The sequence below is a fragment of the Moorena sp. SIOASIH genome (assembly GCF_010671925.1).
In the GTDB taxonomy this organism is placed as follows: domain Bacteria; phylum Cyanobacteriota; class Cyanobacteriia; order Cyanobacteriales; family Coleofasciculaceae; genus Moorena.
The window spans coordinates 659,123-671,165 of sequence record NZ_JAAHIH010000003.1 but is presented as its reverse complement, the minus strand read 5'-3'; the positions used below and the strand labels follow the sequence as shown (position 1 = coordinate 671,165).

10 protein-coding genes are annotated in these 12,043 nt (G+C 43.8%); 2 read left to right on the top strand and 8 right to left on the bottom strand.

The window, feature by feature from the left end:
- Positions 1–2 precede the first annotated feature (2 nt).
- Positions 3–548, top strand: coding sequence for an N-acetyltransferase (locus F6J90_RS18180; RefSeq protein WP_293096388.1), 546 nt, complete (start codon positions 3–5; stop codon positions 546–548).
- Positions 549–887: 339 nt separating this feature from the next.
- Here the strand turns inward: F6J90_RS18180 and F6J90_RS18175 are convergent, their stop codons facing one another.
- The 7 genes from F6J90_RS18175 to F6J90_RS18145 all read right to left on the bottom strand — a co-directional run bounded on the left by F6J90_RS18175 (position 888) and on the right by F6J90_RS18145 (position 9,073).
- Entirely contained in the window at positions 888–2,738 is a 1,851-nt protein-coding gene (locus F6J90_RS18175; RefSeq protein WP_293096386.1) for a tetratricopeptide repeat protein, read from the bottom strand.
- Positions 2,735–3,334 (bottom strand): NB-ARC domain-containing protein, encoded by a 600-nt coding sequence (locus tag F6J90_RS18170; RefSeq protein WP_293096384.1) that lies wholly within the window; start codon positions 3,332–3,334, stop codon positions 2,735–2,737. Before F6J90_RS18170 ends, F6J90_RS18175 begins: the two co-directional genes overlap by 4 nt.
- Positions 3,335–3,346: 12 nt before the next feature.
- Positions 3,347–4,165: a caspase family protein gene (locus F6J90_RS18165; RefSeq protein ID WP_293096381.1), complete on the bottom strand. Its 819-nt coding sequence runs from the start codon at positions 4,163–4,165 to the stop codon at positions 3,347–3,349.
- A gap of 141 nt (positions 4,166–4,306) precedes the next feature.
- Positions 4,307–5,491, bottom strand: coding sequence for a hypothetical protein (locus F6J90_RS18160; RefSeq protein ID WP_293096379.1), 1,185 nt, complete (start codon positions 5,489–5,491; stop codon positions 4,307–4,309).
- Between the two features lie 77 nt (positions 5,492–5,568).
- Entirely contained in the window at positions 5,569–6,624 is a 1,056-nt protein-coding gene (locus F6J90_RS18155; protein WP_293096376.1) for a tetratricopeptide repeat protein, read from the bottom strand.
- A 384-nt stretch (positions 6,625–7,008) separates the two neighbouring features.
- Positions 7,009–8,292, bottom strand: a complete 1,284-nt coding sequence (gene iscB / locus F6J90_RS18150) for an RNA-guided endonuclease IscB (protein ID WP_293096373.1) — start codon at positions 8,290–8,292, stop codon at positions 7,009–7,011.
- Between the two features lie 547 nt (positions 8,293–8,839).
- Complete coding sequence (locus F6J90_RS18145) at positions 8,840–9,073, bottom strand: hypothetical protein (protein ID WP_293096371.1); 234 nt, start codon at positions 9,071–9,073, stop codon at positions 8,840–8,842.
- A 528-nt stretch (positions 9,074–9,601) separates the two neighbouring features.
- Here F6J90_RS18145 and F6J90_RS18140 point away from each other — a divergent pair.
- Positions 9,602–10,360: a DUF938 domain-containing protein gene (locus tag F6J90_RS18140; RefSeq protein WP_293096368.1), complete on the top strand. Its 759-nt coding sequence runs from the start codon at positions 9,602–9,604 to the stop codon at positions 10,358–10,360.
- Positions 10,361–10,567: 207 nt separating this feature from the next.
- Here F6J90_RS18140 and F6J90_RS18135 read toward each other — a convergent pair whose 3' ends face one another.
- Positions 10,568–12,040 carry an aldehyde dehydrogenase family protein gene (locus F6J90_RS18135; RefSeq protein WP_293096365.1) on the bottom strand — a complete coding sequence of 491 codons (1,473 nt, stop codon included), beginning with the start codon at positions 12,038–12,040 and terminating at the stop codon, positions 10,568–10,570.
- Positions 12,041–12,043 lie beyond the last annotated feature (3 nt).

The window sequence follows — 12,043 nt, the reverse complement described above, 5'->3', positions numbered from 1 at the left end:
ACATGAAGCCGCACAACATGATTATCCGAGATGCAGAAATAAGGGATCGTGAGAGCGTGCGCTCCTTACATATGTCGGCCTTTCCGATCGGGGAGGGTGATCTTGTGGCAGGTCTCGCTGATGACCTCATCTCCAATATTACGGAGCCTTGTACCCTATCATTGGTAGCGGTCGATGACAATGAAATAATTGGAAACGTTGCATATAGTCCTGTATTTATTGGCGAAAAACCAGATTTCCATGGGTATATTCTGGCACCACTCGCTGTTAAGCCAGAATGCCAAGGTAATGGTGTGGGGAGTAAACTAATTGATGCTGGGCTTAAGCGATTGCGTAGTATGAATGTGACTATTGTCTTCGTGTATGGTGATCCTAGGTATTATGAACGATTTGGCTTTAAAGCAGAGTTGGCAACACATTTCATTACTCCATATCCATTGGAGTGGCCTTTTGGTTGGCAGGCGCTCCTACTTGGTGAGATAGAGAAGCCAGATGCTGCTGTGAATATCAAATGCGTAAAGTCTTTAAATAATCCTAAACTATGGTAACAAGCTGGTAATATCAAGTCAGGGTTTTATAGCGCTACGCGCAAGGCAAGAGGCAAGAGGCAAAAGGCAAGAGTTTACTACAACAGCTTTTGAGCTTGTATTAAAGTTAGGAAAAATGAAGAAAAATTCAAATCGCTCAATCCCTTGATTAGTAAGCTTTTTTCTTCACTATTGCCTATTGCCTATTGCCTATTGCCTGGCGCGTAGCGCTATATCATGTCAGGATAATTACCGTTAATAAAAACCTCCCCCATCTCCCCACACTTCCCACCCTCGCTCTAATTATGGGTATTCAACCTGACTTGATATTACAACTGATTTAGGATTGCTATAAAACTTTCAATTAGGCTTTAAAACCATAGTCTTATCGTTAGTTTGAGCCAATTTGCCAACTTGGGATCTTACCAATAGATAGTTCAAGTTATCGGAAATAATGCGAGTTGTGGGATGTTCCTCTCCCAAGGGTTTGACAGCAATGTGTAGAGCCTGTTGGTAGAGAGTTTTGGCCTTTTTGTAGCGCCCCTGGCATGAGTACAGTCCGGCCAGGTTGTTAAGGCTGGCGGCTACATCTGGGTGTTGTTGACCCAGCAGGCGTTTCCTCAGGTCTAAGGCTTGCTGGTACAGGGGTTCCGCTTTTTCGTAGCGCCCTTGGCTATAGTACAGTCCTGCCAGGTTGTTGAGGCTGGTGGCCACATCTGGGTGTTGTTGACCCAGCAGGCGTTTCTTCAGCTCTAAGGCTTCCAGGTATAGGGGTTCGGCCTGTTCGTATCGCCCCTGGCGCTCGTACAGATAAGCCAGGTTATTGAGGCTGCTTGCCACATCTGGGTGTTGTTGACCCAGCAGGCGTTGCGTCAGGTCTAAGGCTTGCTGGTAAAGGGGTTCCGCTTCTTGGTACCGCCCCTGGCTTGAGTACAGTGCTGCCAGGTGGTTGAGGCTGGTGGCCACATGTAAGTGTTCTTGACCCAGCAGGCGTTGCCTCAGGTCTAAGGCTTGCAGGTAAAGGGGTTCCGCTTCTTGGTACCGCCCCTGACTTGAGTACAGTGCTGCCAGGTGGTTGAGGACGATTGCTACATATGGGTGCTCTTGACCCAGCAGGCGTTGCGTCAGGTCTAAGGCTTGCTGCAACAGGGGTTCCGCTTCTTGGTACCGCCCCTGGCTTGAGTACAGTCCGGCCAGGTTGTTGAGGCTGGTGGCCACATGTAAGTGTTCTTGACCCAGCAGGCGTTTCATCAGGTCTAAGGCTTGCAGGTAAAGGGGTTCCGCTTCTTGGTACCGCCCCTGGCTTTTGTACAGTCCCGCCAGGTTGTTGAAGCTTCTTGCCACATCTGGGTGTTCTTGACCCAGCAGGCGTCTCCTCAGGTCTAAGGCTTGCTGGAAGAGGGGTTCGGCTTCTTGGTAGCGCCCCTGGCTTTTGTACAGTCCGGCCAGGTTGTTGAGGCTGGTGGCCACATCTGGGTGTTGTTCACCCAGCAGGCTTTGCCTCAGGTCTAAGGCTTGCAGGTAAAGGGGTTCGGCTTCTTGGTACCGCCCCTGGCTTGAGTACAGTAAAGCCAGGTTGTTGAGGCTTTCTGCCACATATAGGTGTTCTTCACCCAAGCGCTCTCTAACCGTTGATAAGCACTGCTGATACCAAGGCAATGCTTGTTGGTAAGCGCCTTGACCATGGTAAAAGCGGGCTAAGCCAAGAAAAGGCCAGATTAAATCTTCGTCATTTAAGTATTCTTTTTGGTTAGTGGCAACTTCCACCAGGTGAGGGATAGCAGGGGTAATTGCTAGAATGTCGGACTGAATTAGGGTATGAGGAATATCCTTTGCTATTGCTACGATAGCTGAACAAACCCCCTGTTTTAGGTTTTCAATATTAGCTAATTGTTCCCCCTTGATACTCAAAAATTCTCTAATCCGTTCATGAAATTGGTAGGTATTCTCATCCAACTTCTGGAGTAGATACTTTTGAACTAAGATATCCCGATTAACGACCAAATCAAAGTCCAAGCTAGTAGCCCTAGCCGCCTCGGATACTAATGACCATGGCATAGGAGCCAAGGCAAACAAACTCAGGAGACCGGCCATTTCTTGAGCTGAGGACTCTAAAGCATCCCAATTGAGTTCCAGGACAACATCTGTACCAGAGTCCTCTTCTTGAGATTGCTTCTGCTCTAGGAGCGATAAAAGTTCTTCTAGCATCATGTACTCCCTGGCTTTGAGTATAGCGCTGCCGCATTGTATAATCCTAAAGGTACACAGCCAACGAATTGACAGAGTTTTGTGGCAAACTCTAACTCTTTTTGAACCAACTCCTTTCCTAACAACTGTGCTAATAACTCTAGAGCTTCAGTTTCTGGTAATTCTCCTAGAGGAAGTGACGGATAGGGTAACTGTGAGCTACGAGTAGTAATTAACACCCTAAATCGAGAACCCATGGGCGGTAAGTAATCTTGGATTTCCTCGATGTTAGTGACATTATCAAATACTAATAAAACCTTACCCGGTCGCCAGTTTTTCCAGCAATAAGCCAGTTGGCTAGCAATGGTGAGATTTTCAGGAATCTTAAAACCAGGAAATTCATTCACAAATGCAAATTCCGAGAGCTGAGTGACAATATCGACTCCCTGGATATTTAACCAACAACAGCCACCGGGATAATCTTCTAATTTGTACCAAGAGTATTGAATTGCTAGTTCTGTTTTCCCTACTCCCCCCTTACCTCTAATATCAGTAATTGCTACAATATTATTTTGCTGCAATAGCTGATATAACTCTTCCAGTGGCTGCAGTCTATCCACAAACTTACAGGCTTAAGTACTGGGTATATTGTGGGCAATCTCAAAGGGATTAGGATGATAAACATCGATATCACTATCCCAACTGCGACGATAAAAATAGGTTGGTAGTTGTTGTTTATTTAAACTAGCAAATTGTTGCTTAACGTGATCAGCAACTACTTGCATATCTGGCAGCCAGTCATGATGCTCCAACGCTTTTCTTACGGCTTGGGAAAAGTATCCCGTTTTTTCCGAGGAGTTAACTTTCGCTGTCTCCCCTTCTCTCGTAGCTAGTAAGACAAACTGTTGACTGTTTTTCCTAGGTTGACCACTAGGAAACTGTTTCCCTCCTAAAATAGTTGGTCGCCCTCTTGACTCTAAAACATAATTAGCACAAGCATCGACTATACAAATATGATTGGTAATCCCAAAGGAATCTGAACCTAAAAGCAGTAACAGGGAATTAAAATCTAGATTTTGCCAATTAGTTTTACTAGCATCAGCACAAATTAGCCTCCGATTACGCTCCGAAGTAATTAAACCATGGCCTGCCCAAAATATAAACAGTAACTCTCCTGGTTTTTGGGACAGATCATTAGTAATGATATCAACTAGATTATGCTCCGTTGCTGGCTTTGAGGTTATCTCAAAGTTATTAACCAGTGTACTATTTTCAGATAAAGGAGACAAACAGAGCCTGATATTATCTGTTGGCACGCCTCGTGATAACAACCAATTAGCAAACTTGATGGCATCATGAACGGGACCATTAACATTCCAGTTTTTTGCTTGATAGTTCTCGATACCGACAATCAACCCATAGGTTTTTTCTGGCTTAGCAGTAATAGTCATGGAGTGCATCTCACTTTTATAAATGTCCCGTAGGGTGCGTTAGGGGCGGACTTGCCATGATTTTTTGCGTAGCCAGGGTTGTGATAGCCCGCCCCGTAACGCACCACCGGTTCAAACAGCAAATATGAGATGAACCCATAGTCATGGTAACCTCGGGATAATTGCTTTCCAAGTAGCAGGATTTGTCCAATAAGCACTATGAGCTTGGGGAAACGGTTGTTTACTATCCACCAAAACATCTTGGACTTTATTAGGAAATAGAGTAGCACCAATGTAACTAAGGAAATCCCGTAAATCATAAATATTCAACCACTCCGGAAAAAAGTCTGGCAGAGGCTGACCAAATTCTAAGCTAGATAAGGCATTAATTTCGTATAAAAAGGGAGCTTGAGAACCCACTGTAATTAATAATGTCACCTGTTTAATTGGTTGCATCACCAGTAAATCAACACAAGCAATCCCTCCTAAACTATGAGCTAATATAACAACTGGTGGTTCAGCGTCTTCTATCGTTTTCTGGATAAAATTACGTATTTGCTGACCCCGACTTTGATAGAGTATGATATCACCAGGTGTAGGAGTATTTGCTTCAGTAATTGCACCCCTTTTACTCCTCACCCAAGCTGTCGCTGGACCGGCCAAGAAGGAAAGTGGTTTCTGGAGCCAGTCACCCAATCCCAATTGCTTCTGCGAACCCAAAGCATCACTGAGTGATTTCACGAGTTGATCACGCAATTCCGGCTCAGGAATTATGATGGAATCCTGATTGTGCTGCTGACAGTCAAAAATTCCCTGAGCAATAATTGCTCTTGCGATAGTATCATAACAGTCACTATCTGAATCAGAGACTTGGTTTAATACGTCTTGATAAACATCACTGCGAGTAACATGGCGTCGTGCCTGATCAAACACTTCTGCTATGCCCGCTGCTTGTAAGTTAGCCTGGAATTCTCCAGTAGGAGTCAAAGCCAGCAACCGGTCATGTAATTGATCACCTGGTTGTTCTCCAAACGGATTACTATCACCAGCAGCCCTAGGTTGAAACGACAATAATCCCAACTCATAAAGGGGATTCTGATATAACTGCTGCCAAAGAATAATATTTTGCTCTTCTTCTTCTCCCTGATCCAGAGCTAAAGTAGCATCAAACAATGGTATCGATGCCCCTTTAGCATTGAGCTTACTCCCAAATTGCTCACCCCAAAAGCAAGGAACAACGGTAATGTCCGGACGTTGTTTAGTGACAAACCCCTCAACTATCTTAAAGGTTTGCTCATAGGCAGCTTGCCTAACCCCTGTGCCATGGACAAATACGAGAGTTGTCATAGTTGAGAAGATAGTTGATCAATATCTATATATTTTACCGTCAGCGGTCAGCGGTCAGTCGTATTCTCAGGTCTGTCCTATAAAATTCTGTCACTATCAGCTATAGTTAGGTTCTTGTGAGTCATTTCCCACTCCATGGGGAAGTCGGCTTTGGTGTAAACGGACAAAGTGAGTTGGTATTGGGAAATAGCAAGGTCAAGATTCTCAGCCCTGTCGCCACGGATTCTGTTTCTATAGGCTTCGCCCAGGTGGTTTTTAGTCTGTGCCCACTCGTAGGAGAAGTCTTCTTTGGTATAAACTGCCAAAGCTAGTTGGAATGCTTCAATGGCAAGTTCAAGATTCTCAGCCCTATCCCCATCGATTCTGTCACAGTAAGCTGTGCCCAGGTTAGCTTGAGTCATGGCCCACTCGATGGGAAAGTCTGATTTAGTGTGAACTGACAACGCTAGTTGGTATTGGAAAATAGCTTTTTCGATATTCTCAGCCCTGTCGCCACAGATTCTGTTTTTGTAGGCATTGCCCAGGTTATTTTGAGTCATTGCCCAATCCTGGGGGACGTCGGATTTGCTGTAAACGGATAAAGCTAGTTGGTATTGGGAAATAGCAAGTTCAAGATTTTCAGCCCTGTCCCCACGGATTCTATTTTTATAGCTATTGCCCAGGTTATTTTGAGTCATTGCCCAATCAATCGGGAAGTCTTCTTTGCTATAAACCGACAAAGCTAGTTGATATTGGGCGATCGCTTTTTCGATATTTTCAGCCCTGTCGCCACGGATTCTGTCAGTATAAACATTAGCCAGATTGTTTTGAATCGTTGCCCAACTTTCCGGGTTACTCTCACGAGTAAATACCTTTAGCACCTGTTCGTAACCAGCAATAGCAATGTCCATGTTATTAGCTCTATTACCCAGAGGAAAGTCGCTAATCAAAGTACTGAATTCCCCAATAACGGCTGCGATCGCTTCTGCTGTTTCTGGTTGCGCTTCTGAGAGTTTAGCACTTGCCCAAGTTTGCAAGATATCGATAAAGTTATCATCAAGTTTTTCTAGGTTGGTTTCCAGAAATGGGTAGACGAATTTGGGGTCACCATTGCTGTTGTCAGTGGTCAGTAATACTTCCTCTAAAAATTGCATATTGATAAATCCTATAAGTATACCAATCAATATAGCAATTATACGACTTGTGAGGTAATATTTAGGTTTTAGGGAGCCTCGGAGCAGTGAAGAGGGAAGAATGATAAAATCCTGTGTACTTGATAGTTATGCAAACCGCCGTAACTGACCACTAATAGCTGATATAAAAAAAATCGGTCAAGTTTTGGTTAACCCCAATGCTTGACCGAATTCTATTGTGTAAACGTAATTGAGTACAGCTTAGCTTTACTCAAATCCAAACAAAAACTAAATCAAGGAATCCATCTGAGATGGGGCAAGGGGACTCCCGTTATACCCGGCACGGGTTAGCGGGAGGGGAATTGCCGCGCTTCTAGTAAACTACCCGATAGGGTATCCTTATTTTCAAGATTGATATTCATAGCCGTCAGCCTTGTGAATAGTTTTCAAGTATTTGGGATGTACGTCAAATTTTTGAGTTGGTAGTTGAAGGGTAAAGCTAGGTCTAAAGCGAATTGCAATACGTCCGACATATTGACCAGCAAACTTACCTTTGATGACATCAGCTTTAACAATATCACCTGTTTGAAAACCCTGAAAAAACTTAGCTTTTGGAGCGTGAGCTTTCGGAAACCCATATTTGTTAGGACGACAACGCTGCCTAGTTCCGTGTCCTTTAGCTGCAATTAACAGCGGTTTTATTCCCCTGATAAGTAGCCGCTCAGGTGTTGATTTACCAACACAAGAAGCATCAGTCCAATGGTGTTTTTCAATCATTCTGACCTTACGGTTAAATTTGGTCAGTCCCCCAGAACCTACTTCTACAGGTAACCCGGTTTCTTGAAGTCTTCTATACAATTCCGATCGGGTAGTATTAACCGCAGTCGCGTCTTTAAGTGGAGTCTTGGTTTTCCCCTTAATTTTTTTCAATAGTTCAGGCTTTTTACTTAAAAAATCTTCTACAAATTTGCTACCTTTTTTCTGATTACAAGGTCTACAAGCTAAGGTTAGATTGCTTACTCTGTTAGAACCTCCTTTTGATTTGGGGACAATGTGTTCTATTTCCAATGGGGTGTTTTCAGCGTTGCAGTAGACACATTTTCTCCCCCATTTGGCAAGCAAGTATTCCTTGACCTCAAAGCCGAATAACTCACCGCGTTGATATTCGACCTCGCTAATTTCAGGGTTTTGCATTTGCTGCAAATCAAACCTGACCAACTCTTGAGAAATAGCGCTAATCGGACAGACTTTTCTAATTCGTTTCACCCAAGTCTCAATATTGTTAATTCGGCTTTCAAGAGATGGGGGTAACCATCCTTGTCTAAGAGTTCTGTTCAAAAAACGAGGTTTGCGATATCGAGTCTTACGGTTGCGTCTACCTCTCCTTAATGCCCTGCGAGACTCTAGAGAATCCTTAATCTGTTGTCCCCTGTGAGATATTTCTAAGGCGCTTGTGACACGTCCTGTTTCTTCTTGAACAATAGCAATCCCGCTTGTTTTACTACCAGGGTCTATCTTTAAACGATGTGAATGAGTGACAGATTTTTCTAAAATCCTGTTTTTTAACACAATTGTAAATGGGTACCGTTTAAATACTTTAGCCCTTCCCATGTTCAATAGCTCTCTTGCTCGTGCTGGATGGCATGGGTCAAGAGGTTTCAAGTTTTTGTCTAGTACGAAAACTCGCATTACTTTGAGTCTCTCCTTTCGGGTAAAGTTGGCCTCGACAATGTTATTTGAACTTGTTAGGTACAACTCACTGGCTTAACTCGTTACACCTGTTTAAAGCTGTACGAAAGAGCTGAAAACTGGCACGCATTATCAGGTTTCATAATTCAAATAACGTAGGTTTCTCACGAACCTTAGTCTGGTCAAGTTAGAGCTTAAAACAAGCTCCCGCTATAGTTCGTTAGAACTTAGCGGCGAGTTCTTGACTCTTATCAAGTTACTCAGTAACTGCTTTCCAGCAAGTACATCCTAACCCTGTTTACATTATACCCCTCCACGTAAGCATTCAGTAGTCAGTGGTCAGTAGTCAGTGGTCAGTAGTCAGTGGTCCGTGGTCAGTAATCAGTTTTCAGATTATTTTATTCAAAAGCTGATAGCTGATAGCTGATAGCTGATAGCTGATAGCTGATAGCTGATAGCTGACGGCTGATAACTGATAGCTGATAGCTTAAAAATAACCTCTGGAATTTTTGGCCGCCAGGGCGGCAAACCCTGGCAAACTCCTATCCTAGTCTAAGTACAAATACCGAATCAAAGTGGTCATAACCTCACCAGGATTTTCCGTAGGCTCGGGAGTGCTCCACTCGTCGGGATAGGCGTATTTCAGGGCATAAATGGCATAAATAGTATGCCGAACTTGTTTAGGAGAACCAATCAAGATGTGCTTGACTTTCTTAGGTTTGCGACCTTGATTGTCAGGGTTTTGATTTTCATCGGAGTTGGGGTTAATGTTTTGATTCATGACCAGTTATTGTTTGAAACTATTTACATTATTAATTTATAAATAAATAAATATACTGTCAAGGGGTTTAGAAAATTTTTTTTATTACGAAATATGGAGATTGTGGAGAGGGTGGTGAGTGTGGTAACTGTGGGGCGAGTGGGAATATAAACTAGTTTTTATTTGTCTACATTTTTGCTAAAATTAATCGTAGTAATCGTAGCAGTAATCGTAGGGTGGGCAGTGCCTAAGACCAATTCCAAAGCTTGTAATCGGTTAAGTCAGCACGGCCCACCGACAGACAGTAACTTAAATATAAAAAATAGTTAATTGTATTATTTTTTAATAATGTTAATCGTCAGGTGGGCAGTGCTTCATACCAATTAAAAAGCTGACAATTTCGAAGCTAAGCACTGCCCACCCTACATCTATAAAATAGGAGTTAATTGTCTATAGTTTGAATAAGATTAATCGTCAGGTGGGCAGTGCTTCATACCAATTAAAAAGCTGACAATTTCGAAGCTAAGCACTGCCCACCCTACATCTCTCTTGCCTATTGCCTATTGCCTCTTGCCTCTTGCCTCTTGCCTCTTGCCTGCTCCGCTGTATGGGATGATATTAATAGCTTTGTGGAATGGGCATCTTGCCTGTTCCCACTCTTATCATTATCGGGGAGAAGAATTAGTGGACAGCAGAAAATACGCCCCAGCAACCCAGCGCAACCGGGAAGCAATTTTACAAGTACTTTTAGAGATATTACCAGCCACTGGCACAATTTTAGAAATTGCTAGCGGTACGGGAGAACACGCTATATATTTTGCACAACAGTTAAAACCTCGAAAATGGATTCCTTCCGATATTGATGCTTCCCTCCGTGAAAGTATCATCGCCTGGGCTAACCATTCCCCTACGGAAAACCTTTATCAACCCCTTGATATTGATGCCAGTCAGCCGGTTTGGAAAGTAGAAAAGGAAATACTATCAGAAATACCAGATATTGTAGCGATGGTGAATATTAATATGATTCACATTTCACCATGGTCTACTTGTTTAGGATTAATGGCAGGTGCTGGTCGTATCCTTTCATCAGGAGATCTTCTATATTTATACGGTCCCTACAAACAAGGTAATAAACACACTGCACTTTCTAACGCTGATTTTGACTCCTATTTACGAGAACAAAACCCAGAATGGGGAGTACGTAATTTAGAAGATGTTGTAGAGGTTGCCAGTAATAATAATCTCATCCTTGAAAAAACTTACCAAATGCCAGCTAATAATCTTTCGGTAGTATTTAAACATATGTAAGCAGTCAGTGGTCAGTGGTCAGCGGTCAGCAATTATTTGCGTCTAAAACGATTACCCTTGGATAACCGTAATCCAAGGGTATATAACGTTACTTATAGTAATAAAGGAAACAGGATTTTTTCCCTACTCCCTACTCCCTACTCCCTACTCCCTACTCCCTACTCCCTACTCCCTACTCCCTACTCCCTACTCCCTACTCCCTTACGATCAAAATTGCTCAGGATCAATATTAATATAGATATCCTTCAACTCAGAATAGACATCCAAAGCTTCTGTGCCTGGTTCACGGGTACCATTACCAGATTGCTTGAGTCCACCAAAGGGCATATGAGGTTCACTGCCATAGGTACCGGCATTCACTACAGCTACTCCAGTTTGGACTTTCTCACAAAACCGTACTGCACGGTGAATGTTGCGAGTGTGAATCGCAGCAGTTAAGCCATAGGGGGAATCGTTAGCAAGAGCAAGAGCTTCCTTAAAGTCTTTGACCCGGTAGAGACTAGCAATCGGACCAAATAATTCACATTGAGAAATTTCCGCGTGGGGGTCTACATTCTCTAGCAGGGTCGGTGCCATATAGAAACCAGTAGCATGGTCAGGGTCCTTTAAGCGATCGCCTCCCACCAGCACCGTTGCTCCTGCTTGCTGTGCCTGTTTCACCGCTGCTATCATGTTAGTCAACTGTTGCTCATTAATCACTGGACCAAGGTCATCCTGGTCAGTGGAACCTAATTTTAATTCCTTGGTTTTCTCCACTAATTGGTCACGGAATTGATCATAAATGCTATCAAAGACAATGATTCGACTAGCAGACGCACAACGTTGACCAGCATTACTGAACACTGAGAGTAAGGTCCACTTGATGGCATTGTTCAAATCCGCATCATCACACACCACCAAGGGATTCTTACCCCCCAACTCCAGGGATACCCTGCCAAAGCGCTCCCCAGCTACCCGTTGCACAATTCGTCCTACTTCTGTGGAGCCGGTAAAGCTAACCACAGCCACATCATTATGAGCAACCAAGGGAGCCCCTGCTTCTTCACCATATCCCTGAATAATATTTAGTACACCAGGGGGTAACCCAGCCTCTTTAGCAATTTGTCCAACTATCCAAGCAGTGGCGGGAGTGTCTTCTGCTACTTTTAATACAGCGCTATTGCCACAAATCAGAGCTGGAAAGACTTTCCAGGCCACATTAGCAATGGGAGTATTGGCCGCAATAATTAATCCAGCTACTCCGAGGGGTTGACGCACAGTCATGGCATATTTATTAACCACACCGCTGGTAGTGGTGCGACCATACAACCGTTGTCCTTCACTAGCGTAGAATAATCCTAATGCGATCGCACCGCCAGTTTCTCCATAAGCTGAACCATAGGACTTACCGGTTTCTGCTGCTACAATCTTGGCAATCTCCTCCTGACGGGCTTTCATACCCAGGACAATCTCGTGTAAGATAGTTCCCCGTTGTACCGGGGGAGTATCAGCCCAAGCCGGTTGGGCCTGTTTAGCTGACCTTACCGCTTGTTCAATATCTGCTGCTCTTGAGCGAGCCACCTGACATAGCACTTCACCATTGGTGGGGTCTAGCTTATCAAACCATTCTCCTGCCACTGCTGCTACTTGTTGACCATCAATCCAGTTCAAGACTTGGCTGGGTAAATAGTCTTGTGCCATTAT